Origin of the sequence: Nodosilinea sp. FACHB-141, from assembly GCF_014696135.1 — a bacterium.
Classification (GTDB): domain Bacteria; phylum Cyanobacteriota; class Cyanobacteriia; order Phormidesmidales; family Phormidesmidaceae; genus Nodosilinea.
Genome location: NZ_JACJPP010000013.1, coordinates 318,113 through 344,828, shown reverse-complemented (window position 1 = coordinate 344,828; position 26,716 = coordinate 318,113). Strand labels below are relative to the sequence as shown.

22 protein-coding genes are annotated in these 26,716 nt (G+C 56.9%); 14 read left to right on the top strand and 8 right to left on the bottom strand.

Annotated elements, in window-relative coordinates:
* The first annotated feature begins 208 nt into the window (after positions 1–208).
* Both H6F59_RS15335 and H6F59_RS15330 read left to right on the top strand, forming a co-directional pair.
* Positions 209–1,417, top strand: coding sequence for a 4-hydroxy-3-methylbut-2-enyl diphosphate reductase (locus H6F59_RS15335; protein WP_190701656.1), 1,209 nt, complete (start codon positions 209–211; stop codon positions 1,415–1,417).
* Positions 1,418–1,670: 253 nt separating this feature from the next.
* Positions 1,671–2,975 (top strand): ATP-dependent RecD-like DNA helicase, encoded by a 1,305-nt coding sequence (locus tag H6F59_RS15330; protein ID WP_190701653.1) that lies wholly within the window; start codon positions 1,671–1,673, stop codon positions 2,973–2,975.
* A gap of 91 nt (positions 2,976–3,066) precedes the next feature.
* Here the strand turns inward: H6F59_RS15330 and H6F59_RS15325 are convergent, their stop codons facing one another.
* Together H6F59_RS15325 and nblR are read right to left on the bottom strand one after the other, a co-directional pair.
* Positions 3,067–3,654, bottom strand: a complete 588-nt coding sequence (locus H6F59_RS15325) for a DUF192 domain-containing protein (protein WP_242021488.1) — start codon at positions 3,652–3,654, stop codon at positions 3,067–3,069.
* A 127-nt stretch (positions 3,655–3,781) separates the two neighbouring features.
* Positions 3,782–4,477, bottom strand: coding sequence for a response regulator transcription factor NblR (gene nblR, locus H6F59_RS15320; protein ID WP_190701650.1), 696 nt, complete (start codon positions 4,475–4,477; stop codon positions 3,782–3,784).
* 321 nt (positions 4,478–4,798) lie between these two features.
* On the opposite strand from nblR, the gene ctpC reads away from it, so the two are divergent.
* Complete coding sequence (gene ctpC, locus H6F59_RS15315; RefSeq protein ID WP_190701647.1) at positions 4,799–6,097, top strand: carboxyl-terminal processing protease CtpC; 1,299 nt, start codon at positions 4,799–4,801, stop codon at positions 6,095–6,097.
* A gap of 41 nt (positions 6,098–6,138) precedes the next feature.
* Here ctpC and H6F59_RS15310 read toward each other — a convergent pair whose 3' ends face one another.
* Entirely contained in the window at positions 6,139–6,381 is a 243-nt protein-coding gene (locus H6F59_RS15310) for a lipopolysaccharide assembly protein LapA domain-containing protein (RefSeq protein WP_190514644.1), read from the bottom strand.
* A gap of 91 nt (positions 6,382–6,472) precedes the next feature.
* Here H6F59_RS15310 and rplI point away from each other — a divergent pair, with 91 nt between their 5' ends.
* From rplI to H6F59_RS15295, 3 genes are all read left to right on the top strand, one after another.
* Positions 6,473–6,931 carry a 50S ribosomal protein L9 gene (gene rplI / locus H6F59_RS15305; RefSeq protein ID WP_190514645.1) on the top strand — a complete coding sequence of 153 codons (459 nt, stop codon included), beginning with the start codon at positions 6,473–6,475 and terminating at the stop codon, positions 6,929–6,931.
* A gap of 258 nt (positions 6,932–7,189) precedes the next feature.
* A complete protein-coding gene (gene dnaG / locus H6F59_RS15300) occupies positions 7,190–9,133 on the top strand; it encodes a DNA primase (protein WP_190701644.1) in 1,944 nt (647 codons plus the stop codon).
* Between the two features lie 413 nt (positions 9,134–9,546).
* Entirely contained in the window at positions 9,547–10,776 is a 1,230-nt protein-coding gene (locus H6F59_RS15295; protein WP_190701633.1) for an FAD-dependent oxidoreductase, read from the top strand.
* Positions 10,777–10,896: 120 nt separating this feature from the next.
* On the opposite strand, the gene H6F59_RS15290 is transcribed toward H6F59_RS15295, so the two are convergent.
* The 3 genes from H6F59_RS15290 to H6F59_RS15280 all read right to left on the bottom strand — a co-directional run bounded on the left by H6F59_RS15290 (position 10,897) and on the right by H6F59_RS15280 (position 13,376).
* Positions 10,897–11,721, bottom strand: a complete 825-nt coding sequence (locus H6F59_RS15290) for a hypothetical protein (protein WP_190701630.1) — start codon at positions 11,719–11,721, stop codon at positions 10,897–10,899.
* Positions 11,722–12,113: 392 nt separating this feature from the next.
* Positions 12,114–12,260, bottom strand: coding sequence for a hypothetical protein (locus tag H6F59_RS15285; RefSeq protein WP_190701627.1), 147 nt, complete (start codon positions 12,258–12,260; stop codon positions 12,114–12,116).
* A 129-nt stretch (positions 12,261–12,389) separates the two neighbouring features.
* The gene (locus H6F59_RS15280; protein WP_073610127.1) at positions 12,390–13,376 is read right to left on the bottom strand and encodes a GntR family transcriptional regulator; all 987 of its coding nucleotides are present in this window, start codon (positions 13,374–13,376) and stop codon (positions 12,390–12,392) included.
* Between the two features lie 259 nt (positions 13,377–13,635).
* Here H6F59_RS15280 and H6F59_RS15275 point away from each other — a divergent pair, with 259 nt between their 5' ends.
* From H6F59_RS15275 to H6F59_RS15255, 5 genes are all read left to right on the top strand, one after another.
* Positions 13,636–14,391 carry a dienelactone hydrolase family protein gene (locus H6F59_RS15275; RefSeq protein WP_190701624.1) on the top strand — a complete coding sequence of 252 codons (756 nt, stop codon included), beginning with the start codon at positions 13,636–13,638 and terminating at the stop codon, positions 14,389–14,391.
* Between the two features lie 718 nt (positions 14,392–15,109).
* Positions 15,110–16,345, top strand: coding sequence for an S-layer homology domain-containing protein (locus H6F59_RS15270; protein WP_190514651.1), 1,236 nt, complete (start codon positions 15,110–15,112; stop codon positions 16,343–16,345).
* Positions 16,346–16,608: 263 nt separating this feature from the next.
* Positions 16,609–17,976 carry a ribulose bisphosphate carboxylase small subunit gene (locus H6F59_RS15265; RefSeq protein ID WP_190701621.1) on the top strand — a complete coding sequence of 456 codons (1,368 nt, stop codon included), beginning with the start codon at positions 16,609–16,611 and terminating at the stop codon, positions 17,974–17,976.
* A 126-nt stretch (positions 17,977–18,102) separates the two neighbouring features.
* Positions 18,103–19,560 carry an ATPase domain-containing protein gene (locus H6F59_RS15260; protein ID WP_190701618.1) on the top strand — a complete coding sequence of 486 codons (1,458 nt, stop codon included), beginning with the start codon at positions 18,103–18,105 and terminating at the stop codon, positions 19,558–19,560.
* Complete coding sequence (locus H6F59_RS15255; RefSeq protein WP_190701615.1) at positions 19,550–20,584, top strand: diguanylate cyclase; 1,035 nt, start codon at positions 19,550–19,552, stop codon at positions 20,582–20,584. Before H6F59_RS15260 ends, H6F59_RS15255 begins: the two co-directional genes overlap by 11 nt.
* On the opposite strand, the gene uraH is transcribed toward H6F59_RS15255, so the two are convergent.
* A complete protein-coding gene (uraH, locus tag H6F59_RS15250; protein WP_190514655.1) occupies positions 20,581–20,940 on the bottom strand; it encodes a hydroxyisourate hydrolase in 360 nt (119 codons plus the stop codon). The genes H6F59_RS15255 and uraH overlap by 4 nt on opposite strands.
* A gap of 251 nt (positions 20,941–21,191) precedes the next feature.
* Here uraH and H6F59_RS15245 point away from each other — a divergent pair, with 251 nt between their 5' ends.
* The 3 genes from H6F59_RS15245 to H6F59_RS15235 all read left to right on the top strand — a co-directional run bounded on the left by H6F59_RS15245 (position 21,192) and on the right by H6F59_RS15235 (position 26,329).
* On the top strand, positions 21,192–21,743 hold the full coding sequence (locus H6F59_RS15245) for a Rieske 2Fe-2S domain-containing protein (protein ID WP_190701612.1): 552 nt from the start codon (positions 21,192–21,194) through the stop codon (positions 21,741–21,743).
* A gap of 262 nt (positions 21,744–22,005) precedes the next feature.
* Positions 22,006–25,782, top strand: a complete 3,777-nt coding sequence (metH, locus tag H6F59_RS15240; RefSeq protein WP_190701609.1) for a methionine synthase — start codon at positions 22,006–22,008, stop codon at positions 25,780–25,782.
* Positions 25,783–25,867: 85 nt separating this feature from the next.
* Positions 25,868–26,329 carry a DUF29 domain-containing protein gene (locus H6F59_RS15235; RefSeq protein WP_190701606.1) on the top strand — a complete coding sequence of 154 codons (462 nt, stop codon included), beginning with the start codon at positions 25,868–25,870 and terminating at the stop codon, positions 26,327–26,329.
* 11 nt (positions 26,330–26,340) lie between these two features.
* On the opposite strand, the gene H6F59_RS15230 is transcribed toward H6F59_RS15235, so the two are convergent.
* Positions 26,341–26,484 carry a hypothetical protein gene (locus H6F59_RS15230; protein WP_190701603.1) on the bottom strand — a complete coding sequence of 48 codons (144 nt, stop codon included), beginning with the start codon at positions 26,482–26,484 and terminating at the stop codon, positions 26,341–26,343.
* Positions 26,485–26,716 lie beyond the last annotated feature (232 nt).

Genomic DNA, 26,716 nt, shown 5'->3' with positions numbered 1-26,716 from the left:
ATTAAAATTCACTGGGGCGATCGCACCCCAAGCCTCCACCCATGACCCTCTATCCCAAACAATAATGCTGCTAACTTGAAGGGTTTATGCGGCGATGCACCTGGTGTGCATCCGGCGATGCACTTGGTTTGCATCCGGCAATACCCCTAGTTTGCATCTCCACACAACCCGCTATCCTAGAGAATGTGCTGCACCCGGTGAAGACTCAATGGATACCAAGGCCTTTAAGCGCTCTCTCAACCACTCCGATAAGTACTTTCGCCAGGGGTTTGGCCACGGGGAAGAAGTCGCCGGGCAAATGCAGACCGAGTACAACAGCGGGCTAATTCAGGAAATTCGCGATCGCCAGTACACCCTCACTCGCGGCAACGTCACCATCAAGCTGGCCCAGTCCTTTGGCTTTTGTTGGGGAGTCGAGCGGGCAGTGGCCATGGCCTACGAAACCCGTCAGCACTTCCCCACCGAGCGCATCTGGATCACCAACGAAATCATCCACAACCCCAGCGTCAACCAGCGCCTCAAAGACATGGCGGTAGAGTTCATTGAAGTAGTAGATGGCGAGAAAGACTTCTCTATTGTGGGCCAAGGCGACGTGGTGATTCTCCCTGCCTTTGGGGCCAGCGTGCAGGAAATGCAGTTGCTCAACGACAAGGGCTGCACCATCGTTGACACCACCTGCCCCTGGGTCTCTAAGGTGTGGAACACGGTCGAAAAGCATAAGAAAAGAGACCACACCTCGATCATCCACGGCAAGTACAACCACGAAGAAACTGTGGCTACCAGCTCCTTTGCGGGCAAGTACCTGGTGGTGCTGAATCTAGATCAGGCCAACTACGTGGCCGACTACATTCTCAACGGTGGCGACAAAGCCGAGTTTATGGCCAAGTTTGGCAATGCCTGCTCCCCTGGGTTTGACCCCGATGCCGACCTCGATCGCATCGGCGTTGCTAACCAAACCACCATGCTCAAAGGCGAAACCGAGCAAATCGGCAAACTCTTCGAGCACACTATATTGAAGAAATTTGGCCCCCAGGCCCTCAACGACCACTTCCTCAGCTTCAACACCATCTGCGATGCGACCCAAGAGCGCCAAGATGCCATGTTTGAGCTGGTAGATGAAAAGCTGGATCTGATGGTGGTGATCGGCGGTTACAACTCGTCAAACACCACCCACCTGCAAGAGATTGCAATCGATCGCAGCATTCCCTCGTACCACATAGACAGCGCCAGCCGCATTGGCCCCGGCAACCGCATCGAGCACAAGCCGCTCCACGGTGACCTAACGGTGACGGAAAATTGGCTGCCCGATGGCCCCATTACTGTGGGTGTCACCTCTGGCGCTTCGACCCCCGATCGCTCGGTTGAAGAAACCATTGCGCATATCTTTGCTATCAAGGCTGACATGGCGGTGGTTTAGGAAAACTTAGTAGATTACAACGTCCCTGCAGCCCTCTCCCCCAGCCCCTCTCCCAGGGAGGAGAGGGGAGCCAGAGCCGAATTTTGAGACAACGCCTACGACTTAGTAATGCAGGTCGCCCAGGGCCAAATCGATAAACCTGCGTTGGCCAGCGTTGTAGCGGCTGTTATCCAAAGCTTGCCCTAGGATGAAGTCTCCCCTGTCTGAGACCGTGAATCAGGCTAACCTGGGATAGAACATCTGTTCCCTGCCCATGGCTATATCCCCATCCAAATCTGCTAAAGCTGACCTGGCGCTCACCGCCGAGCAAGAGGCCGCTCTGGATGCTCTGGACGCCTTTGTGCAGGGCACCGAAAAGCTGTATTTGCTAACTGGCTACGCAGGCACGGGCAAAACAACGCTGCTTCAGGTGTTTGTGAACGGGCTGCGCGATCGCGGCGACGAGCGCCCCATTGTGCTCAGCGCCTTTAGCAACAAAGCCACCAAAGTGCTGGCGGCGATGGCGGCCCAGTGGCGGCTCGATATTGACGCTATGACCTGCTGCAAGCTGCTGGGCTTGCGCCCGGTAATCGACGAAGAGAACGGCAAGCAGGTGTTTGCGATCGATCGCCAGCAGGCCAGCCAGATCGATCGCTACCGCCTAGTGATCATCGACGAATGCTCGATGATCAACCAGGAGCTATGGGATCTGTTGGTGAATGCCGTGTCGAACCTGTACCGGGGCACTCAGATTTTATTCGTGGGCGATTCGGCTCAGCTGCCGCCGGTCAACGAGCCTGAGTCGGCCTGCTTTCGCCAGATCATTCACAAGTCACAGCTTACCGAGGTGGTGCGCTATGGCGGCGCGATCGGCGTGATCGCTGAAGACATTCGCCGCAACTTGGAGCGCGATGCCCTGCCCCACTTCGCCAACGACACCAACGCCGACAACACCGAAGGCTGCTTTGTGCTGCCTCGCCAAGCCTGGCACGACCTGCTGATTCGCGCCTTTACCAGCCCCGCCTACCAGAAAAATCCCGACCAAGTGCGCGCCCTGGCCTACACTAACCGTCGGGTGGCCCAGCTCAACCACACCATTCGCGCCGCCATCTACGGCCCCAACGCTAAGCGATTTGTGCCCGGCGATCGCCTAATCGCCGTTAATCCCTGTTTAGAAAAAGAGGCGGTCGTGCTGCCCACCTCCGCCGAGTGCGAGGTGCTCAACATTGCCCGAGGTCGCGAGGGCGAGTGGCCCCTGTGGATGCTCGAAGTCGAGACCGAAACCGGCGACTACAAGACCCTGCAGGTATTGCACGAGTCGGGCCAGGCCGAGTTCAAAACCAGGCTCGACTTTCTCGCCAAAGAAAAGCGCTGGATGGAATTTTGGGATTTGCAGCAGCGCTTCCACGCCGTTGACTACGCCTATAGCCTCACCATTCACAAAAGCCAGGGCTCAACCTTTCAGGATGTGTTTGTGGATGTGCCATCAATGACCGCTAACCGCAATGCGATCGAGCGCAACCAGCTCTGCTATGTCGCCTTCACTCGCGCTGCCAAACGGCTGTTTTTGTATCAATAATCTTCCTGCCGTAGAGATGCTTCAGCAGTGCGTTATGGCCAAGCACAGGTGATGTGTGGTCACCCAATCCGGCCTGCGGCCTAACAGCACCCTACTCCCCCACTTCTTTGATCACAACCTCATCCCCTGCTGCCAGGCCCAGCTCAGCGGCGCGCCCGGCCCGCAGCTCAATCACGTGATCCACTAGCTGATTGCCGGGGCCATAGGTGGGGCAAGGATCAGCGGTGCAGGGAGGTGCCTCCGCCAGACCTACGATCTGCCCCTGGTAGACAAACACCATGTCCAGCGCCACTGGCACATTCTTCATCCAAAAACTCACTGGGCGAGGCCGACCCATGGGAAACAGCATGCCGCGATCGCTGGGCAGCGCATCGCGATACATCAGCCCCAGGGCCTGCTGCTGTGGTGTGGTCGCCACTTCTAGAAAGATCTCTTCACCGCCCAGGGTCGTAACCGCTGTGACGGCAAGCTGTTGGCCGCGAGGATCAGCCATAGGGGTTTCGGCGGCAGTCGGCGTTGATGGGGTGTTGTCGGTCGTAGACGGTGGCTCAGCTGTGGAGGGGGTTGGCCCGCACCCGGCCCCCAACACCAACGCGCTAAGCACCAGGCTCAAGGCCATGCCCTGCCGCAGCCATAGATAAAGCCGTTGGGAAGCCAAACCAGCAAAACGATAGGACATGGAAAAAACCAGGAAATGCAACTGTGGGCACCCAACCAGGGCGCTAACATTCTAGTCGTTCACCCGGTGAATATTGGCCCCCACCCATCCACCCATCTACCTGTCCACCCATCCACTCACCAACCGACTAACTCTCCCGCAGCACATACCCCACACCCCGCACAGTCTGAATCAGGCGCTTGTCGTCTTCGCCGTCAATTTTAAGCCTCAGGTAGCGTACATAGACCTCAATCACGTTCGACTCACCCACAAAATCGTAGCCCCAAACATTCTCAAGAATTTGCTCGCGGGGCAGCACCTCGCGCGGGTGTTCCATCATATATCTGAGCAGCTCAAATTCTTTCATTGTTAGCTCAATGACGCGATCGCCCCGCAGCGCCTGGCGATTGTCTAAATCCAGCGTCAGATCGCCAAAGCGCAGGTGCTCGACCTCCCCTGGGGCTGACTGCAAATAGAGCTGCACAATTTTTAAGAAGGCGTCGGCGCGGTAGGGTTTGAGAAAGTAGTCGTCAGCGCCGCATTCGAGGCAGGCCACCCGGTCTTCGAGGCTGTCTTTAGCCATCAGCAGCACAATCGGCGACTTGATGCCCTGGCTGCGCAGGGTTTGGCACAGCGCCAGCCCCGACTCGCCCCCCAGCAGGCGATCGACCACAACTAGCGCCGGGTGGCTTTCAGTCGCTAGGGCAAGGCCTGCCTTAGCACTGCTGGCCACTACGGGATGATAGCCGGACTCTTGGAGGTCAAACTCCATCTGGCGGATTTGGCCCTCGTTGGTGCCCACCAGCAAAATGTGGGTGCCCTGATCGGCGACAGATGTGCCCATAGGATTTAAACGTCTCAACGCCTGGGGCTTGGATCAGCGATTCATCGAGTTAGCGTTTCACAGACAACGCCTGCAAAGGATCGCGATCGATTATAGCGCGGCACTCTGGGCGGCACGGTAGTTAGAGAAACGACCGCTGCTGCCGCTAGAGCGATCGCTGCTAGAAAACAGTATTGAACCCCTTTTTTCCTCAGTTGCCCCCTCTAAGTGCCCATTGTTACCGTTAGTAACGGGGGCAAAAACCCTCACCAAATCTTCCCCTTGCTTCTCAATTGTGTGTGTTAGATTGGGCGTAATTTGCTGCTAGAACCTATATCACACATGACATTTGCAAAGCGCGGACTGATCCTAGGTGCCACGGCCGTTGCTGTGGCGGCGGTAACTGTAACCGGCGCTGGGATTCACCTGTCCCAAAGCAAAGCTTTCTTTGAAGAAAGCCCAAAGGAACTAATTGATCAAGTTTGGCAGCTGATTGACCGCAATTTCGTCGATGCCACCTTTAACCAGGTCGATTGGGATGCGGTGCGGACAGACTACCTAGGGCGGAACTACGCCGACCAGGAAGAGGCCTATGGCGCCATCCGCGAGATGCTAGAAAAGCTGGAGGATCCCTACACCCGCTTCATGGATCCTGAAGAGTTTCGCAGCATGCAGATTGACACCTCCGGCGAACTCACCGGGGTCGGTATTCAAATCTCTCAGGATGAAGAAAGCAAAGAAATAGTCGTCGTGGCTCCCATCGAAGACACCCCGGCTTTCGATGCAGGCATTCGCCCCCAAGATGTGATTTTGGCCATTGATGGCGAATCCACTGAGGGCATGGAGCTCAACGATGCAGTGAGCAAAATTCGTGGCACCGTTGGCTCTGAGGTTACCCTCACCCTGCGCCGGGGCGAAGAACAACTGGAATTCTCCATGGTGCGTGCGCGCATCGAAATTCACCCAGTGCGCTACAACGTGCAGGCCGGCCCTGAGGGACAGGTAGGCTACATTCGCCTCAACCAGTTCAGCGCTAATGCCGCCGAAGAAATGGGTGCTGCCATCGAAGATCTCGAAGGCCAGGGGGTGACCGGCTACGTGCTCGACCTGCGCTCGAACCCTGGTGGATTGCTGTATTCCAGCATTGACATTGCCCGTATGTGGATCGACAGCGGCATTATTGTGTCGACGGTGAATCGCCAGGGGGTGGTGGACGAAGAAACCGCCAACAGCCGCGCCTTGACCGATAAGCCCCTCGTAGTGCTGGTTGACGGTGGCTCGGCCAGCGCCAGCGAAATTTTGTCAGGGGCCCTGAGAGATAACGAGCGGGCCGTTTTAGTGGGCACTCGCACCTTCGGCAAGGGTCTGGTGCAGTCGGTGCGCAGCCTGGGCGATGGCTCTGGGGTGGCTATTACGGTGGCCAAATACCTTACCCCCGACGGCACCGATATTAATAAGTCTGGCATTGAGCCCGACATTTCGATCGAGCTAACTGAAGAGCAGCAGGAAGAACTTTCAACCAATCGCGAGGCTATTGGCACTGAGGCCGACCCTCAATATGCGGCGGCATTAGAAGCGTTAAGCACCGAAATTAAGGAAGCCCGCGCTGGCGACAGCGTCACGACGGCACCGGGCAATTAGCCAAACAACGGGTTGACAACTCAACTGAGCGAAGGTCTGGGCTACGGCTCAGACCTTTTTTGACGGCGAGGTGCTCGCAGGGGATTTCCTCCTAGCACCAGCAGCACCAGGGCGGCGGCCACCATACCGGCGGCGACACAAAAGGCTAGCAGCACCCCAAAGGGAATCGCGATCGATTGCAGGGTCAGCAATTGAATGGAGACAGGGGTGGCGTTTTGCACGGCGATGATGGCGATCGCGATCACCCAGACCGCGGGTACCAGGGCAAACACAAGTCTAATCATGGGCCAGGGTAGGTTGTGGGGCGACGGGGAAGGGTTGCCAAGAGACAACGCCTTTGGGTAGTATAGTCAACTGGGCTATACGAGAAAAATCATGGCAAAACGGGTACAGGTAGTTCTCACAGAAGATGTTCGCAAGCTGGGCTACAACGGCGACTTGGTAGATGTGGCCCCTGGCTATGCACGTAATTATCTTATCCCCAACGGGAAAGCGGTGCGCACTACCCCCGGCGTGCTAAAGCAGGTAGAGCGTCGGCGCGAGGCGCAAAAGCAGCGGCTGCTAGAGATCAAGCAGGAGGCCGAAGCCACCAAGACGGCGTTAACCACCATCGGCATGTTCACCATTCAAAAGCCTGTGGGTGAAAACGAAGCCATTTTTGGTACCGTCACCTCTGCCGATGTGGCCGACGTGATCAAGTCGCTAGCGGACAAAGAAGTCGATCGCCGCGATATTTCGCTCCCCGACATCAACAAGTTGGGCGAATACCAGGCTGAAGTGAAGCTACACCCCGAAGTGACTGCTGTTGTCAACCTGCGGGTTGTTGCCGAATAAACTGGGCTGATCTCCTGCTTGGGTAAACCACGGGACATACAGTATTGACATTAAAATTGCCGTTGGGGACGCTTAAACGCCTCCAGCGGCAATTTTTTGTCAGTAGGGTAGCTACCGGCTGGCCTAGTTTCTTGCCATAAATTAGGAGCACTACCAAGCAAAGGGTCGATGGCTGATTTCTGAGCACCATGGGCTACAATCAAGCCACGCCCCAACATGTAGTGGTCTTCCTCCCGGCCACCGCGCAGCCTCAACACTATGGATACCCCTCGCCTCCACCCCGACACTATCGAAGCGGTGCGCGATCGCGCCGATATTGTCGATGTGGTCTCCCAGCATGTGGTGCTGAAAAAGCAGGGTAAAGATTTTGTTGGCCTCTGTCCCTTCCACGAGGACAAGTCGCCCAGCTTTAGCGTCAGCCCCGGCAAGCAGTTTTACTACTGCTTTTCCTGCGGGGCCGGGGGCAACGCCTTTAAGTTTTTAATGGAGCTGAACAAGCGCTCCTTTGCTGACGTGGTGCTCGATCTAGCCCAGCGCTACCAGGTGCCGGTCACTACCCTAGAACCCGCAAAGCGCCAAGAGCTTCAGCGGCAGCTCACCCTACGGGAGCAGCTCTACGAAATTTTGGCCCTGACGGCTAAATTTTATGAGCACGCCCTTCAGCAGATCGACGGGGCAACGGCCCTGGCCTACCTCTACGAGCGGGGCCTCAACGACGCTACCATTCAACAGTTTCAGCTGGGGTTTGCCCCGGGGGGCTGGCAGACCCTCTATGGCTACCTGGTTGAGCAAAAGCACTACCCCGTCGAGCTAGTGGAAAAGGCGGGGCTGATTGTGCCCCGCCAAAAAGGGGATGGCTACTACGATCGCTTCCGCGATCGCCTGATGATTCCCATTCGCGATGGGCAGAGCCGAGTGATTGGCTTTGGCGGCCGCGCCCTGGGCGACGAAAAACCTAAATATCTCAACTCGCCCGACACCGAGCTGTTCGACAAGGGCAAGACTCTGTATGGGCTAGATTTGGCCCGGGCGGCGATCGCCAAAGACGACTGCGCCATCGTGGTCGAAGGCTATTTCGACGTCATTGCTCTCCACGCTGCCGGGTTAGAAAACTCTGTCGCTGCCTTGGGCACGGCCTTGAACGCCGCCCAGGTGCGCCAACTGCTGCGTTACACCGAATCCAAGCAGATTTTGCTCAACTTCGACGCCGATGCTGCTGGAGTCAAGGCAGCCCAGCGGGCGATCGGCGAGGTCGAAGACATGGCCTACCGGGGCGACGTGCAACTGCGGGTGCTCAACATTCCCGACGGCAAAGACCCAGACGAGTTTTTGCGGCACCACAGCGCCGCCGCCTACCGAGATTTGATTGAGGCCGCCCCCCTCTGGATTGACTGGCAGATCAATAACCTGATTGGTGGCAAAGATTTGCGCCAGGCCGACCAGTTTCAGCAGACCAGCCAGGCGGTGGTCAAACTGCTCAGTGATATCGCCAACGCCGATACCCGCACCCACTACGTGCGCTACTGTGCCGAAATCTTTAGCAACGGCGACAGCCGCCTAGTGCCTCTGCTGGCCGAAAACCTCGTTACCCAAGTACGCCGCCAGCGTCGGACGACCTCGTCGGAAGCGCCCACCCGATCTGCCCCTGCCACCACTCCCAGCGCTAGTTCTCTAGAACAGGCCGAGGCCGCCCTGTTGCGTATTTTTCTCCACGATGCTGCTCACCGCGACGAAATTCGTCAGGTGCTCGAAGACCGCGACCTGCAATTTAGCTACTCTCACCACCGGGCCCTGTGGCGGCAGATGCAGCGGCTACTCACCGAATCTGACGATCCCAGAGTTGATTTGGTCAACCTATTGCGTAACCAACTCGCTGATACTGGCCTGGCTACCACGCCCCTGCAAGCCCTACTGCACCTCAGCGAAAAGACCAAACGCGACGTGATCCGCGCCTCCCTAATCGTTCGCGCCGCCGCCGCCTGCATGGAAAAGAACCTTTGCGAAAAGCGCTACCGCCACTTCCTTGCCCTGTGGGAAAAGACTGACTGCACCACCGCCCCCGAGCAGTTCGCCGAGTACCAGCGCCAAATCTACGCCGAAAAACGCCGTATCGAAGCCCTAGAGAAAGATCGCCAGGTCAGCTTCGAAGATCTAGCGACCATGCCTTGGGTCGGCGAACAATACGATTCTCTTGATCGATAGCCCCAAGTTAACAGTTGGCATTGCCCACCCTACAATGTTTCAATCCAAGTGATGTGGAACAACGGGGTTTGTGTTTCCCCCAAGCTCACTGGCAGAACAGAGGTTTAAACCGATGATTGATCAATCCTTTCCGTGAGGTCAAGGACGACGGAACGTCCTTGTCGATGAGGGTCTGGGGCCAGCGAAATGGCCCCGGTGGCAGATTTGGCTTGGATCCCAGTTGTGCGCTGCCACCGTCTGCGCGATCGCTGATAATCAACTCTATGACTACACTCCTAGAATGGTGCACTGCTTTGCGAGTGCACCCTACGATTTTCCTTATGGGTAGCTGATTAAGCACAGGAAGAGGGGCACGAAGCCCCGCAACCGAACGCTATTCTGAACAAAAGCTCACCCAAAATTCTCACCAAACCATGCCTAGAGTTGCGATCGTTGGCGCTGGCCCTACCGGAGCCACCCTGGCTTTAATGCTGGCCCAACGCGGCATCCCCGTTACCCTAATCGAAGCCGCCCGAGACTTTCAGCGCCAGTTTCGCGGCGAGGGGCTAATGCCCAGCGGTCTCGGTGCCCTCACCCAAATGGGGCTAGACTCACTGCTGAAGACAGTTCCCCATCGCCCCCTCAGCGCCTGGGAATTTTGGCTCAACGATCGCCGCCTGTTCCGTGCCGACGAGCCCTTGGGGTCATCCCGCCCCTGCACCCTAGTTTCCCAACCGCCGCTGCTAGAAGCTTTAGTGCAAGCCGCTCAGCGCGAGTCCAACTTTGAGTGGATAGCCGGAACCGCCGTGAAGGATCTGCTCTGGCAGACCGTTGGCGAAGCCTCCCAAAGCGAAAATCGTGTCACTGGCATCCAGCTTGCCGATGGCCGCACCATCGTTGCTGACCTGGTGATTGGAGCCGATGGTCGCGCCTCCGCAATTCGCCAAAGAGCTGGGCTAACTTTAGAAACCCAACCCAAAAGTATTGACGTGCTCTGGTTTAAGCTACCAGCGCCACCGGGCTATGCCGCCGACAATCGCTTTTGCACCGTGGTTAAAAAGGGACGAGTCTTTAGCCTTTTCCACGGAGCGGAGGAGGGCAAAATGCACCTCGCCTGGGCGATCGCCCCCGATGAACCCACCGAGCAAAAAGACTGGGCCAAGACCTTCGCTGCCCTGGTACCACCAGAGTTCGTGGAACACTTCCAATCGGCGGGAGAAAGTATCTCATCCCCCATGCGGCTCTCAGTTCTGGTCGGTCGCTGTTCACGCTGGCACTGCCCCGGCCTGCTGCTGCTGGGCGATGCCGCCCACCCCATGTCGCCCGTGCGCGCCCAAGGTATTAACCTGGCTTTGCGGGATGCGATCGCAGCCGCCAACCACCTGATCCCGGTGCTCAAAACTACCGACGCAGCAGCCCCAGACCTTACCGCTCTCGATCGCGCTTTGGCCTCCATTCAGGCCGAACGCGAGCCTGAGATCATTCAGGCCCAAAAGCTCCAAGCTCACGAAGCCGGTAGGGGAGAACTACTGCGCCGCTTTGGAATTCTACGCCAGGGGCTTAGCACCTTCTCCCCTATCCTTGGCCTCTTGGTTAAACAAGTTTGGACCCAGCAACAGCGGCCGCTGCGCGAGGGGATGACGACAGTACGGCTGCAATCTTAGGTAGGACCTATCGCCCCACCTAGGATTGGAGTGGGAGTCGCTGCGATCGCACCAGCGGCTTGCAAAAGCCCGCTGCTATTTACCAAAGAACAGGTGAACAGCAGCGTCACAATGGCAATGCTATTCGGGAATAGCTGAAGGGTAGATTTGGGTCGCAATCAGAACTGGCTTTTCGCTGTAATCTGCCTCTAGCTGCTGCAACACTTCAGCATCCCAGGTCAGATCATAGTCGCGCTCCAGTTCACTGACGACGAAGGGGCGCAGCACACCAGTAACCGCAACCTGTTCATTGTCAGTGATGGTAGGCGGTACTGCCTCAGATGCCGAACCTGCCTTAGGTTGGGCATAGACAACCAGTAGGCTGTCTGCCCCTAACAGCTGGTCTTCCTGAAGGGTGAATGTGTCTTCACTTTGGATCTCTTCCACGTCACCGGTTACGGCTAAGGTCTCGCCATAATATTGCTCAGGATTTTCCGAGATTTCACCGGGCTCTGGTGCCAGCGCAATTGACTGAGCAATGATGACCGGCTGATCCTCGTACTCTTCGTAGAGGTTTTGGTCAAGGGTTAGATCAAACTCTTGATTGACCTCTGAAATTAAGAAGTTACGAACTTCACCGGTTACCTGTACCTCAACATCGCCCTCTGGCAGTAGCAGGGGTTCGCCCGAAGCATTGATGACTAGAATAGGCTCGCTGCCAAAGAACTGTTCATCGTTGACGGTGAAAGAGTTGTCGCCTACTTTCTCAACCGGTGCGCTCCGAATGGTGACGATTTGGCCGATGTAGCCTTCGGTATTTTCAGCAACTTCCTCAGTTTGCACATTCGTCGAACCATCGGAAGTTTCTTGCTCAGGTGCGGTTTCGGCACAGGCAGCCATCAGTCCGGCAATTAGGCCGAGAGTGAGCGTGCTTTGAAAAAATTTCTGCTTAGTTGACCGAGCCATAATCTTATACTCCAAACTCAACACAACTGTTGCTGAAAAGCTGATTTTTAAAGTGCTTTACTAGTGATTCCAGCCTTGCTGTTCAAGAACAAGGTTTTTTGTAGTGCACTGAATATCCAACTGCTACTTGTTTGTCGCTAATGTCGTTAATCAATTTTCTACTCAACACTTGTTATATGTGTTTGTGTGGTTGTGAGTCATCTGTCTAAATGCTAGTAACTACGTCTGTCTACAGATAGAAAAAGAAATAGCCTAATTGAATGTTTGAATTATTAATTTCTGTAAATATTTTTGTGTTTGTTTAAAAAGGGAAATTTAGCGAGTGGTTTTGGCGGGCGATCGAAGCCGCTGCAAAGCCATTAGGGCTATGCGGTACTGCTTTTCTGTGGTTTCTAGGTCTTATTGGTGATTAAGGTTTTCTGGCACAGTGGCCAGAAGACCTCAAAGTGCTGTTGCGGAATGTAGCACTGCTTTAAGAGGCGGATAAACGAGGCAATGGCGGCGATCGCCCTCAGCACCCACAGCGATATGCTCAGCACGGATGGCTTGGCAGTAAGTATTACCGCCAGGCTAAAAAAGGCTCAGCGAAGTCGCCATTGCAGGCGGGTGCACCACACCAGCACTTTCAAGTTTCAGGTTGGGGATGGCCCGGACTCTGCAGCGATCGCTTAATCGAGCCCCAGCTCGCGCTTGAGCAAGTTGATCGACTTTTCGCCGATGTAGTTGTCACAGACGATTAGCTTGGGCGGGCGAATCAAGTCTTCGCGGGCTTCGGCGATCGCCTCTTTGACCGTGGGCAAACTTGCCTCGTCAAACACCACAATGGTCTGGGCACTGTGGATCACGGCATTGAGCTTGTAGGGGTCATCGGTTTGGGCCGACATCAGCAAAATTTCGTCGCCTCGCAGGCTGTAGCTAATCACCTCTGCCGCCCGCAAAATGCCGGTGCTGACGCTGACCATGCCCAGGCAGGTGCCCTTGGGCAAATCCTTCAGCAGGCCCAGCTCTTTTTTATAGTCGTAGATATCGACGGGGATGACCCGCACCGACTTGGGAGCCGCGATCGCCTCGGCTTCGCTAATGAAGTAGCGGCTGGTCACCACCGTGCCTGAGCGGGTTTGGGCCAAAATCGTGTCGAGTTCTTCGAGGGGCACCAGCTGCACTGGAATGTGCAGCGCGCTCTCTAGCTCGCGCACCATCAGCTGCCCGGCCCCAATGTCTTGACCAGGAGCGGTGACCAGCACCCGCGCGCTACAGCGCAGCCGCCAGTCGATCTCCGCCAAGAACAATTCTCGCGCCTGGTTGAGTGAGCAGCCCTGGCGCAGCAGCTCGTCTAGCCCGGTCTCAACCACATCGCGCGCCTGGGGAAACTCAGCCCACAGCACGGTCTGGGGACGAGCGCTGTCGGTGCTGTTTTGCTCGCGCACGTAGATGCCAGAGCCGGGCATGGCTTCCACCACGCCGGCGTCTTCGAGCTGGCGGTAGACCTTGCTGATGGTGTTGCGGTGCAGGCCCGTCTGCATGGCTAGCTGCCGGGTGCTGGGCAGCCGATAGCCAGGTGGATACTGCCGGGATGCGATCGCAAACCAAATCTGGTCGTAGAGCTGGGTCGACGCCGGAATCTCGCTATCGGGCTGAATGTGAAACTGCACCACCAAACCACCTCCAGGCTTTTGCCAGACAAACCATCATGCCCATTTTGAGATCAAACCAGTAGGTCAGACCAACATGAGGGCCACTGAGAACTAAATACACCGCCCGTACTGACAATTTAGGACGATTCTTAAAAAGTGGCTGGGTTTTGTTAGCTGGCCCCCGCCTGCCGCAATGTTTTTTGACAATTGTAGACCTCCCCACCAACGCTCAGGCCAGCGTTAAAGTAAGAGTAATCAGTATAGACAACGACAACTCGCCATGCCGTCCCTAGTGCGTACCGAGACAATCGCTATCCCCAGCGGCGACACCGAGATTTTGGCTTACTTGGCCGAGCCCTCCGGCCCGGGCCGGTTTGGTGCCGTCGTCGTGATTCAAGAGGTGTATGGAGTCAACAGCCACATTCGTGAGGTGGCCGAACGGCTGGCGAGGGCGGGCTACGTAGCGATCACCCCCCACATCTATCACCGCCAGGCCCCCAGCTTTGAGGTGGGCTACACCCAGGAAGAACTGGAGCTGGGCCGCAGCTACAAGCAAGGCACAACGGCCAAAGAACTGATCATGGATGTGCAGGGGGCGATCGCCTACCTCTACAGCAAAGCCAACGTCATCCCCGAGGGCGTCGGCTGCATCGGCTTTTGTTTTGGCGGTCATGTCGCTTACTTGGCTGCGACTTTACCCGAAGTTAAAGCCACCGCATTCTTCTATGGAGCGGGTATTGCTACCATGACCCCCGGCGGCGGTGACCCCACCCTTAGCCGCACCCCCGAGATCAAGGGCACCCTCTATGGCTTCTTCGGTGAAAAAGACCCCTTGATTGCGGCTGACGAGGTAGACCAAATCGAAGCGGCCTTAAAGGACTACGGCGTGCCCCACCAAATCTTTCGCTACCCCGGGGCCGAGCACGGCTTTTTCTGCGATCAGCGCCATAGCTACCACCCCGAAGCCGCCAGCGATGCCTGGGAGCAGGTGCTCCAGCTATTCAAGGCCACTCTGCCCATAGCACTACAAGTCTAGCTAGGTAAGGGCAGTTGCCTGGCTTCTAAATGGTTCTAGGCTGCGTCCTCGCTCAGAGGGCGTCTACAACGTCCTGTTTTGGTAGCAAGAGGCTGAGAGCTGGCTCGAACGAGGATGTTGAGCCCCAACGCCCTCTAAAGGTCGGGAGCAGTAGGTGACGAGGGCTAAGAAACTGGGATACACCCGTGACGAGGGTCACGACAGACCCTTCTGCAAACAGCCTCTGGCTGAAGCCTCTCCGAACAAAGTTTCAGGCCTAAATATTGTCAATTAAACAGCTGGAACTTTTTGGCAGAGCTATGGGTCAATTACCGATCGCTTGCCCAAAGCCAAGCAATTGTTCAGTACTTCTAAAAAGCTTTCTAATGTGACAGTTGAAATAGCGGAAAGACTATTCGTCACATTGGCAAAAGCAGCTTTAGATTAAGGAAAGCGAGACACAGTTATCTGTTCGCCCTTAAAACAAGAGTCGCCAAGGCTATGCAGTCATCCTATTGCTATGTAGAAACTTACTTTGGCTGACTTCTCTACTTATTAAAAGGCAAAAAGCAGTTCTTAAAACCAGATAGACAGCGTGAAAAAGACAGGCGAATGCTCTGTTTACCACGAAATGGGGTGCGCAAAAGCATCTTGAGTCGAATCTGCTGAGATGAATTTGCCAAGGCGAATTTGATAAGGCCGTGTCCGTCCGTTGTTTGACTTTGGAGTTTTTTCAAAAATGTCTAATTCTTTTCGTCTAAAGTCTGGAACCGCTCTGATGTTAGCCCTAGGGTTGACCGTAGGTGCCTTTACTCCAGTGATCACGGCTGCTCCGGTAGTTGCCCAAACCCAAACTCAAACTCAATTTAGCGATGTGTCCGCCAACCACTGGGCGCGTCAGTTCATTACTAGTTTGGCGGGCAGAGGCGTGATCGCTGGTTTCCCAGACGGTACCTTCCGTCCCGATGAGCCGGTGACCCGCGCTCAGTATGCCGCTATGGTGCGTCAGGCGTTTAGCCAGTCCTCTGTGCGGACTGCGACCACCTTTGTGGACGTGCCGGCCGACTATTGGGCCGCTGCGGCGATTCGTGAGGCCGATATGATGGGCTTTTTGTCGGGCTACCCCGGCAATATCTTCCAGCCCGATCAGAACATCCCCCGGGCCCAGGTGCTAGTCTCTTTGGCTAACGGATTGAACTACACCGCCAGCAGCCAGAATAGCGTTAGCGTCTATCAGGATGCCTCCTCGATTCCTGAGTATGCGGTGGCCAGCCTAGCTGCTGCTACAGAGCGGCGGTTGGTGGTGAACTACCCCAATGTGCAGGTCTTAAGGCCTAACCAAACGGCAACTCGGGCCGATGTGGCGGCCTTTATTTACCAGGCCCTGGCTAGCCAAAATCAGGTGGCCACGGTCAACTCCCCCTACATTGTGGGGCAGCAAGTGGCGGCTCAATCCAGCCTACCGGCAGGCACAGTTCTGACTACGAACTATGCAGAGAGCAACAAAATTGTCGTGCTCCCCGATGAGACCGCTGATCTGACCCTGACGGTGGCCCAGGCGATCACCGACAGCACCGGTCGCGTTCTGGTGCCAGCGGGCAGTCAGGTAGTGGGAGAACTGCGTCCTAGCGGCAACGGCTCACAGTTTGTGGCGCAGGAACTGGTGCTGCCCGGCGGTCAACGATTGGCAATTAACGCCACCTCGCAGACCGTGACCACGACGGAAACTGTTCGCCGAGGAGCTACCCTCGGCGAGACCCTGGCTGGAGCGGTGCTGGGTTCAGGTGCGGCGGCGGCGATCTCTCGCACCACTGGCGACCAAAGTGTCGGTACCCTAGAGGTCTTGGCCGGAACCGCCACTGGAGCCACCCTGGCCCGGCTCTTTGGCCGCGACCGGGTCGAGGTGATTGCCATCAACCCCAGCCAAGATCTCACCCTGACCCTCAACCAACCCCTGGTGCTGTCGGCTCGGTAATTGGCTCGGTCAGGTCACCTAACCCAGTGGCTGCACTGTAGTTAGCAAACCCCTCAGCCTCCCATGGGAGGCTGAGGGGTTTGTCTTGGCAAGCTACTCTATAGCGATCGCTTATTGCAGCCTTCAGCCTTTTGAACCATTCACTGCACCAAGCTACGGGATAATGTAAACACGGATACTGCTGAGTTTTCTGCAAAGTGTAGGGCGATCGCTTTACACCTCTGTCAGATACCTATCCCTGCTACCTCACCGTGTTTAACCTCATGTCCTACTATCTCTCCCCCCGCTTTCTCGAAAAGCTGGCGGTGCATATCACCAAAAACTACCTCAAGCTGCCGCAGGTCAAAATTCCTCTGCTGCTGGGGGTGCACGGCCGCAAGGGCGAGGGCAAAACCTTTCAGTGTGAGCTGGTGTATGAGCGCATGGGCGTCGAAGTGGTACACATCTCTGGCGGTGAGCTAGAGAGCCCCGATGCGGGCGACCCGGCCCGGCTGATTCGCCTGCGCTACCGCGAAGCCGCCGAGCTGGTGCGGGTGCGGGGCAAAATGGCGGTGCTGATGATCAACGACATCGACGCTGGGGCGGGCCGCTTCGACGCCCTCACCCAGTACACCGTCAACACCCAGCTGGTGAACAACACCCTGATGAACATTGCTGACAACCCCACCAATGTTCAGCTGCCGGGCAGCTATGACGAAAATGAGATTCAGCGGGTGCCGATCATTATGACCGGCAACGACCTCTCGACCCTCTACGCGCCGCTGATTCGCGACGGCCGCATGGACAAGTTTTACTGGCAGCCCGATCGAGACGATCGCATCGGCATTGTCGGCGGCATCTTTGAGCCCGACGGCCTCTCCTCCCAAGACATTACCCTGCTGGTTGATACCTTTCCCACCCAGGCGATCGACTTCTTTGGAGCCGTGCGCGCCCAGATCTACAACGAGCAGATCCGCGACTTTATCTATTCAGTGGGGCTTGAAAATGTCTCCCGCAGCGTAGTCAACACCACCACGCCGCCCACCTTCCGCCGGCCCGACTTTAGCATCTCGCATTTGCTCGAGGTGGGCGATCGCCTGGTGCGTGAGCAGCGCCGGGTCGACGACATGCGCCTCGCCAACGAATACAACCGCGTTTTGCAGTCGGGTGGTGCGTCCTCAGCCCCTAACGGCAGCTTTTATCGCGCCTACGACCCCAACGACAACCCTGCCGCTGAGGGCACTACCGGGGGCAATGCCGCCAAAGCATCTGGCAACGGCAACGGTGATGCCCCTCAATGCCCCATGCCCGATGCGTCCCAGTCCACCCACTCCTCCACGCCCCCACCCATCCACCCTCCCACCCATCCACCCTCCCACTCATCCACCCTCCCCCCCGAAGTGCGCGATCAGGTCAACAACATTCTCTCCCAGGGCTATCGCCTGGCCCTAGAGCATGTCGATCAGCGGCGGTTTCAAACCAACGCCTGGCAGAGCGGTCCAACTATCTCTGCTCAGAATGCTGCTACGGCTAGCGCCGAGGTGGAACGCTGCCTGGGCGACTATGCCCAAGACTACGTGCGGCTGATCGGCATCGACCCCAAAACCAAACAGCGGGTCATGGAGCAGATTATTCAGCGGCCCAAACGTTAACGGTTTTTCTCAATGACAACGCCAGAGGCCAGTTTGGTGGCAGGATGAGAGGCCAGGCGACTCTCTAATGGTGCTAGCGGAGAATTGCTGCGCGTTGGCGTTAATTTTGAGAGCAATTTGGCGAAGATGTCAAAATATGAACGACTTTCCTCGGGAATTGAAGGGCTAGATGAAGTTTTAGAGGGGGGCTTTCCGGTAGGACAGGCCTATCTGGCCAGAGGTGGGCCGGGCTGTGGCAAAACTACCCTGGGGTGGCATTTTCTCACCACCAACCTAGATGATGGCACCCCGCGCCTCTTCATCAGCCTCGGGGAATCGATGGAACAACTGCGGCGCAACGGTGCGGCATCAGGCTTTCCGGTAGATGCGGTGCATGTTTTAGATTTGAGCCCCAACGCCGACTTTTTTGTGCAAAACCAGGGCTACGACATTTTTGCGGCCGCCCAGGTCGAACAGGGCCCGCTGACGGAGCGAATTGTCGAGCAAGTCAGCGCGCTCAAGCCCCAGCGGGTATTCATCGACTCGATGACCCAGCTGCGCTACCTGGCGACCGATGCCTATCAATTTCGCCAGCAGGTGGTGGGGTTTTTGCGCTTTTTGCTTCACCAGGGAGCCACGGTGCTGTTTACCTCTGAGGGCAGCCAGGAGGCCCCCGATGAGGATTTGCAGTTCATTAGCGATGGCATTCTCACCCTGCAAATGCAGGAGGAGGGCCGCCATATTCAGGTGTCTAAACTGCGGGGCGGCACGTTTCGCAAGGGGCTGCACTCGATGCGAATCTGCGATCGCGGCCTGGTGGTCTTTCCCCAGCTGGTACCTAATGAAGATCCGGTGGCCACGGCTGCACCGCGCCTCTGCCCAGCCGGCATTCCTGAAATTGATGAGCTGCTCAGCGGCGGCATTGAAACCGGCACGGTAACGATTATTTCTGGCCCCAGCGGCGTGGGCAAAACTACCCTAGGGCTGCAATTTATTAAAGAGGCAGCGGGGCGGGGCGATCGCTCGGTCGTCTACCTGTTTGAGGAGGCGGTTGATACTCTGCTCAACCGCTGTGAAGGCATCAATATTCCGGTGCGGGCGATGGTCAATCGGGGCACCTTGGCGATCTTTAAGGTTGACCCGCTGCTGTATTCTCCCGATGAGTTTGCCCACCAGGTGCGCCTCGAAGTTGAAAAGGCTGGCACCCAGCTGATCATGATCGACAGCGTGCTGGGCTATAAGCTGTCGTTCAAAGAAGACGACCTGATTCGCAATATTCACAGCCTTTGCCAGTATCTCAAAGGGCGCGGGGTGACCACTATCCTCACCAATGAAATTGAGTCAATTACCGGCGACTTTAAAGCGACGGAGCTGGGCGTGTCCTACCTGGCCGACAACATTATTTTTCTGCGCTATCTAGAAATGCGCGGCCAAATGCGGCGGGCGATCGGCGTTTTAAAGAAGCGCCTCAGCGATTTTGAAAAGACTTTACGGGAGTTTGAAATTTCTCGCTACGGCATCAAGGTAGGTCGTCCGCTGACCCAGCTGCGGGGCATCTTGAGCGGAGTTCCTGAATTCATTAAGTCCAACGAAAATGAGCCCTGATGTTCCACCACCCTGCGCTGATCCACTCCCAGATTCCGATCATCAATGGCAGCATCGCGTGCTGCTGGGGGTAGACCATCAGCAAAATCGCCAGCTGTTGTCAGCGTTCTTGAGTCGGTTTTATAGCCTGCAAGAGGTGCCGGCGATGGCGCTCAGGTGGGGCCAAGCCTATGACCTGTGCATTTTTGATACCGCGTTTTTGGGGCGCTATAGCGAGCACATTGCCCAGCAGCGGAAGGAGGCCAGCCCGGTGTTTTTGCCCTTTTTGCTGCTGCTCAAGCGCCAGCACCTGCCCTTGATGACGCCGTCCCAGCGCCAGCAGGTGGACGATGTGATTACGATGCCGGTCGACCAGACTGAGCTGCTGCTGCGGGTGGAGTCGCTGCTGCGCGCCCGGCAGCAGGCGTTAAAGCTTAGTACCCTGTTGACCCAAGAGCGGTTGCTTGAGCAGCAGCTAGCGGCCGACAACCAGATCCTCCAGCAGCTCGCCGTTCAGGATAGTCTGACCGGCATTCCCAACCGGCGCGCCTTTGACGACAAGCTGGCCTACGAGTGGAAGCTCGGCCGCCGCGAGCAAACTCCGCTGGCAGTAGTGCTTTGCGATGTCGATTACTTTAAGCCCTACAACGACACCTACGGCCATATTTCAGGGGATCAGTGTCTGCGGGCGATCGCAGCCGTGCTCGACACCGTAATTCGCCGGCCAGCTGATTTGGCTGCCCGCTACGGCGGCGAAGAGTTTGCTCTGATTTTGCCAAAAACTGATTTAGAGGGAGCGCAGCACCTTTTGAGCCGCCTGCGCAGCACCCTGCGAGCCCGCGCCATTGCCCACCCCAAATCGCCAGTTGGTCCCTATGTCAGTTTGAGTTTTGGCGTAGCGGCAACAGTGCCCGATCACCAGTGGCAGCCTGAAGATGTGCTGCGGGCTGCTGATGCGGCCCTCTACCAGGCCAAAGCCGAAGGCCGCGATCGCATCGTTGTGGCCGCTACCCCCACCGCGACGTCTCCGCTACGGCCGACCTAGCTGCCCCGATAGGTGCTGTAGGACCAGGGCGACACCAGCAGCGGCACGTGAAAGTTGCTGGTGGGGTCGGCGATCGTAAACCGCACTGGGATTTGGTCTAAAAACGGGGGCTCAGAAAGAGCCGCACTCGTTTTGGCAAAATAGGCCGCCACGTCAAAGGTGATTTCGTAGGTGCCTTTATGCAGTTCGTCGCCCTCTAGCAGCGGCTCATCGGTGCGGCCATCGCTGTTAGTCTCAACGGTTTTTAGCGCCGTTTTGATGTCGGCTTCATTGTTAATGGCCCAGACTGTGAGCCGCAGCGAGGCGGCGGGCTTACCCAGGGCTGTGTCAAGAACGTGGGTGGAGAGTCTGCCCATTGTGGTGATGAATCATGCCAGATAACTACAGACAAAGCATATAGTAAGAAACCCTTGGATGGGGGTGCAACCCGAATTATTCGACAGGCTGTGCTCAGACAACATCACTCTGACTTTGCTGGCCGTCTCTTCTGGCCGCGCCCAAGCTTGCCCGTCCTTGGCTGAGAGCAGGATTGTTCGTTAGCCTGACCCTAGTGATATAGATCGGCTCTCAGAATTTTTACAGCTATTCAACAGGCGATTTAGACAATATGGCCCATTCCTCAAATTCCCAGTCCCAGGCTAAGTACCCTAGTCGACGGAGTCTGCTCAGGTACATGGCCGGGGGCAGTCTAGGGGCGATCGCCATGGTTTTCTCACGGCCCCAACCAGCGGCGGGCCAAGATTTAGAAGAACTGTGCTCAACGTTTCCCCAAAATTCTCAATGCCTCGACTATTTGCCGGGGGTGCAGGCGCTTGATGCAGCGGGGAATGCGATCGCCGTCGATTCCTTCTTGCTCACCACTACGCCGGGCATCCCCCAACCGGTGCAAGGATTGCCCAATGTCACCTATCTAGTGATTCAGGAGGGGCCGGCGATCGCCTCCTACGGCCTGCGCCCCATCTGCCCCCACCGAGGCTGCGCCGTCATCTGGCAGGCCGACCAAAACCGCTTTGCCTGCCCCTGCCACGGCTCTAAGTTTGATGCTGAGGGACGGGTGCTGCGGGGGCCGGCCCGTAAACCGCTGCCCCTGGTCACTGTGGTCGAGCGGCAAAACCAAATTCGCTTGGTCGAGCGAGCACCCTCAGTCGATCCGCGCTAGGGAAACCGCGATCAAGATCCCCTACTGAGTTGCACCGGATTTTATTGGGCTACACCCGGTTTGTAGGGGCATTGCACTGCAATGCCCCTACGAGATCTCTGTTTTGAAGCGGGGTTTCTCAAGGCGGATTTCGTATTAGAACCTATCCAAAAACGTGCTTGGCCTTTGAACCTGTCGCCCTGGGAAGCTAATTTTTGGATGCGCTCTTAGGGGGCAATGGTTGATAATAGGTGATCTCTGTCGCAACCCCGTTCTAAGCCCCATGTCTAGCGCCTTTCTCGATCGCCTCCACAGCCCCGATCGCCCCGTCATGGTCTTCGATGGCGCGATGGGTACTAACCTTCAAGTGCAAAACCTGACGGCGGAAGACTTTGGTGGCCCCGAGTACGAAGGCTGCAATGAATATCTGGTATTCACCAATCCCAAAGCTGTAGAAACCGTGCACCGTGGGTTTCTTGAAGCCGGGGCCGACGTGATTGAAACCGACACCTTCGGCGGTACTGCGATCGTGCTGGCCGAATATGACTTGGCCGATCGCGCCTACGAACTCAACAAAACCGCCGCCGCCTTGGCCCGCCGCGTCGCCGACGAATACTCCACTCCTGACAAACCTCGCTTCGTCGCCGGGTCCATGGGGCCAGGGACAAAACTACCCACCCTAGGCCATATCGACTTCGACACCCTCAAAGATTCCTACGTCGATCAGGCGAAGGGGCTGATCGACGGTGGTGTAGACCTGATGCTGGTCGAAACCTGCCAGGACGTACTGCAAATCAAAGCCGCCCTCAACGGCATTGAAGAAGCTTTCACCGCAACAGGAAAGCGCCTGCCCCTAATGGTCTCCGTCACCATGGAGCAGCAGGGTACTATGCTCGTCGGCACCGAGATGGCCGCTGCCCTAACCATTCTCGAACCCTACCCCATCGACATTCTGGGCCTCAACTGCGCCACCGGCCCCGACCTGATGAAAGACCACGTGCGCCACCTGGCCGAGCAGTCGCCCTTTGTGATCTCCTGCATCCCCAACGCCGGTTTGCCCGAAAACGTGGGCGGCAATGCTGTCTACCGCCTCACCCCGATGGAACTGCGCATGTCGCTGATGCACTTCATCGAGGATCTCGGCGTGCAGGTGATCGGCGGCTGCTGCGGCACCCGACCCGAGCACATTGCGCAATTGGCAGAGTTGGCTAAGGATCTGCGGCCGAAGCCGAGACCCGTTAGGGTAGGCGAGTGGGCGAGTGGGCGTGTAGGCGAGTCACCCGATACAGAACACCTACCCATCCACCCATCCACCCATCCACCCTCCCACCCCTCCCCCCGCCCCGCCCTCAACTACATCCCCGCCGCCGCCTCGATCTACAGCCCCCAGCCCTACGAGCAAGACAACTCGTTTTTGATCGTGGGGGAACGGCTCAACGCTAGCGGCTCGAAAAAGTGCCGCGAGATGCTGAATGCGGAGGATTGGGATGGGCTGGTGGCGTTGGCGAGAGAACAGGTCAAAGAGGGCGCCCACGTCCTCGACGTGAACGTAGACTACGTGGGCCGCGACGGCGAACGCGACATGCACGAGTTGGTGTCGCGCCTGGTCACCAACGTCACTCTGCCGCTGATGCTCGACTCCACCGAGTGGCAAAAGATGGAGGCGGGCCTGAAAGTGGCCGGGGGCAAGTGCATTCTTAACTCGACGAACTACGAGGATGGTGACGAGCGCTTCTTCAAAGTGCTGGAGCTGGCAAAGAGATACGGTGCAGGCATTGTCGTCGGCACCATCGACGAAGACGGCATGGCCCGCAGTGCCGAGAAGAAGTTCCAAATTGCCCAGCGTGCCTATCGTGACGCCTTGGAATACGGCCTGCCCGCCCACGAGATTTTCTTCGACACCCTGGCGTTGCCGATTTCGACCGGCATTGAAGAAGACCGGGTGAACGGGCGCGAAACCCTCGAATCGATTCGGCTGATTCGCAAAAACCTGCCCGGCAGCCACATCATGCTGGGGGTGTCGAACGTTTCCTTTGGCCTCAGCCCGGTAGCCCGCGTCACCCTCAACTCGGTGTTTCTCCACGAGGCGATGCAAGTGGGACTGGATGGGGCGATCGTTAGCGCCGCCAAGATTTTGCCTCTGGCTAAAATCGACCCCGACCACCAAAAAGTCTGCCGCGACCTGATCTACGATCGCCGCGAATTTGACGGCGACATTGTCTCCTATGACCCGTTAACCAAGCTCACCACCCTATTTGAGGGCAAGAGCCTGAAGAAAAAGGAGGCGATCGCCAAAGACTTGCCCATCGACGAGCAGCTCAAGCAGCACATCATCGATGGTGAGCGCATTGGCCTTGACGATGCCCTGGCCAAGGCGCTCGAAACCTATCCACCGCTTGAAATCATCAACACCTTTTTGCTCGACGGCATGAAGGTGGTAGGTGAACTGTTTGGCTCCGGCCAAATGCAACTGCCCTTTGTGCTGCAATCGGCTCAGACTATGAAAGCCGCCGTGGCATATCTCGAACCCTACATGGAAAAAGCCGACAGCGACGGCTCCGGCAAGGGCACCTTCATCATCGCCACGGTCAAGGGCGATGTCCACGACATCGGCAAAAACCTGGTCGATATCATTCTGTCGAACAATGGCTACAAGGTGGTCAACCTGGGCATCAAACAGCCCGTGGACGCGATCATCCAGGCCTATCGCGAGCACCACGCCGACTGCATCGCCATGAGCGGTCTGCTGGTCAAATCCACCGCCTTTATGAAAGACAACCTGGAGACCTTCAACCAAGAGGGCATTACCGTCCCCGTCATCCTCGGCGGCGCGGCGCTGACCCCCAAGTTCGTTCACGAAGATTGCCAGAACACTTACAAGGGCAAGGTCGTCTACGGCAAAGATGCCTTCTCTGACCTGCACTTTATGGACAAACTCATGCCCGCGAAGGCGGCGGGAAACTGGGATGACCTGAGTGGGTTTTTGGATGAAGTTGAGGCGGTGGGGAGTGATGGAGTGACGGAGTTGGAGAGTGATGGAGTGACGGAGTTGGAGAGTGATGGAGTGACGGAGTTGGAGAGTGATGGAGTGACGGAGTTGAAGAGTGATGGAGTGACCTCATCACCCGATTACTCCATTACCCCATCACTCGATCACCCAATTACCCCATCACCCCAAGACATCACCCGCTCCGAAGCCGTAGACCCCACCATTCCCCGCCCCACGCCTCCCTTCTGGGGCACCCGCGTGCTCACCCCGGCAGAGATTTCGCTGGAGGACGTCTTTAGCTACCTCGATCTCCAGGCGCTGTTTGTGGGTCAGTGGCAATTCCGCAAACCCCAAGAGCAATCTCGTGAGGAGTACGATGCGTTCTTGCAGGAGACGGTACATCCCATTCTGGATACCTGGAAGCAGCGGATTTTGGCAGAGGGCTTACTCCATCCCCAACTGGTCTACGGCTATTTCCCCTGTCTGGCAGAGGGGAATAGTTTGCATATCTACGATCCGTCTGTTGTAGCAGATGGGCAGATAGATTCTCCCATCCACCCAGATCCCATCGCCACCTTCACCTTCCCCCGGCAAAAGTCGCTGCGACGGCTGTGCATTGCCGACTTCTTCTTGCCTAAGGAACTGGCGAAGCCCGGCCAGTTCGACGTATTCCCTATGCAGGCGGTGACGGTGGGTGAAGTGGCTACGGAGTTCGCCCAGAGCCTCTTCAAGGATGACCGATACACCGACTACCTGTACTACTACGGGCTGTCGGTGCAAACCGCCGAGGCTCTAGCGGAGTGGTGCCACGCTCGCATTCGTCAAGAACTGGGCTATGGGGAGCTGGAGCCTGGCACCTTGCGGGAGGTGCTTCAGCAGCGCTACCAGGGGTCGCGCTATAGCTTTGGCTACCCGGCCTGCCCAAATATGGATGACCAGCCGGTGCAGATAGAGCTGCTCAAGGCTGAGCAGATTGGCTTGACCATCGATGAAAGTGAACAGCTACATCCTGAGCAGTCGACCACGGCGATCGTGGCTTATCACCCGGCGGCGAAGTACTTTAGTGCTTAGAGATGGCCATTAACTGTCTTGCTTTCTCCGCATCGTCCTCTGCGCTCTCTTACAATGGCAGTGCAGGTTTATTACAACTGTCGCTATGTCGCCTCAAACCGCTGCCCTAGCTGCGCTAGCCAATCTCTATGAGCAAGACTATGCTCTGTGGCTCGACACTACGGGCCAGCTGCTCAAAGCGGGTAGACTTGCGGAGGTAGATATTGCCAACTTACTCAAAGAACTAAACGACATGGGGCGTAGCGAAAAACAGGCCTTGACCAGCAACCTGATTGTGGTGCTGATGCATTTGCTCAAGTACGCTTACCAGCCTGGACAGCGTTCTAACAACTGGCGGTTTACCCTTAAAGAGCATCGTCGCCGGTTACAGGAAGCCCTAGGCACTAGCCCTAGCCTGACGGATTATTTTGAGCAGATATTTGCCGACTGCTACCAGGAGGCTCGCGACCTAACCGCCACTGAAACTGGGGTTGGCCTAGAGAATTTCCCCATCGAGAGCCCGTTCACCCATGAGCAGGTGCTCGATCGCGCGTTTCTGCCTAGGTAGGCTAGGGTCAATTAGCGCTCTCCCGCCCCAGCACCCATGGGTAGCGGCAGCCCATCGGCAAAGAGCGCCATTGCCGGGTCAACCTCTGCCTCTAAATCGGTGCCGATCGCATTCCCAACTTCGTTGTCGGTTGGAGCAATCTGCGCTGACTCCAACCCCCCAAAGTCGAACAGGGCCGGGTCGGCTAGCTGTGAGGGATCTACGTTTTGCAGGCTGCGAAACAGGGTCTCGGTGCGACCGGACCACTATTTTTTCCAGGTTTGCAGCATGGTTTTGAGCTGCGATCGCTCACCAGGGTGAGTTGAGCTTGGGCAGTTGGTAGTAGCAGGTCAGGAGATGGTTGGTTTATAGCGCAGGTTAGACGATGCCGCTTGCCGATACAGAAAA

Coding starts and splice junctions, on each gene's coding strand:
- H6F59_RS15265 (WP_190701621.1), top strand. CDS start 16,609: ATGTCCTACTATCTCTCCCCCCGCTTTCTCGAAAAGCTGGCGGTGCAT.
- H6F59_RS15335 (WP_190701656.1), top strand. CDS start 209: ATGGATACCAAGGCCTTTAAGCGCTCTCTCAACCACTCCGATAAGTAC.
- ctpC (WP_190701647.1), top strand. CDS start 4,799: ATGACATTTGCAAAGCGCGGACTGATCCTAGGTGCCACGGCCGTTGCT.
- H6F59_RS15275 (WP_190701624.1), top strand. CDS start 13,636: ATGCCGTCCCTAGTGCGTACCGAGACAATCGCTATCCCCAGCGGCGAC.
- H6F59_RS15330 (WP_190701653.1), top strand. CDS start 1,671: ATGGCTATATCCCCATCCAAATCTGCTAAAGCTGACCTGGCGCTCACC.
- H6F59_RS15260 (WP_190701618.1), top strand. CDS start 18,103: ATGTCAAAATATGAACGACTTTCCTCGGGAATTGAAGGGCTAGATGAA.
- metH (WP_190701609.1), top strand. CDS start 22,006: ATGTCTAGCGCCTTTCTCGATCGCCTCCACAGCCCCGATCGCCCCGTC.
- H6F59_RS15270 (WP_190514651.1), top strand. CDS start 15,110: ATGTCTAATTCTTTTCGTCTAAAGTCTGGAACCGCTCTGATGTTAGCC.
- H6F59_RS15235 (WP_190701606.1), top strand. CDS start 25,868: ATGTCGCCTCAAACCGCTGCCCTAGCTGCGCTAGCCAATCTCTATGAG.
- H6F59_RS15290 (WP_190701630.1), bottom strand. CDS start 11,721: ATGGCTCGGTCAACTAAGCAGAAATTTTTTCAAAGCACGCTCACTCTC.
- dnaG (WP_190701644.1), top strand. CDS start 7,190: ATGGATACCCCTCGCCTCCACCCCGACACTATCGAAGCGGTGCGCGAT.
- H6F59_RS15295 (WP_190701633.1), top strand. CDS start 9,547: ATGCCTAGAGTTGCGATCGTTGGCGCTGGCCCTACCGGAGCCACCCTG.
- H6F59_RS15255 (WP_190701615.1), top strand. CDS start 19,550: ATGAGCCCTGATGTTCCACCACCCTGCGCTGATCCACTCCCAGATTCC.
- rplI (WP_190514645.1), top strand. CDS start 6,473: ATGGCAAAACGGGTACAGGTAGTTCTCACAGAAGATGTTCGCAAGCTG.
- H6F59_RS15325 (WP_242021488.1), bottom strand. CDS start 3,654: ATGTCCTATCGTTTTGCTGGTTTGGCTTCCCAACGGCTTTATCTATGG.
- H6F59_RS15245 (WP_190701612.1), top strand. CDS start 21,192: ATGGCCCATTCCTCAAATTCCCAGTCCCAGGCTAAGTACCCTAGTCGA.
- nblR (WP_190701650.1), bottom strand. CDS start 4,477: ATGGGCACATCTGTCGCCGATCAGGGCACCCACATTTTGCTGGTGGGC.
- H6F59_RS15310 (WP_190514644.1), bottom strand. CDS start 6,381: ATGATTAGACTTGTGTTTGCCCTGGTACCCGCGGTCTGGGTGATCGCG.
- uraH (WP_190514655.1), bottom strand. CDS start 20,940: ATGGGCAGACTCTCCACCCACGTTCTTGACACAGCCCTGGGTAAGCCC.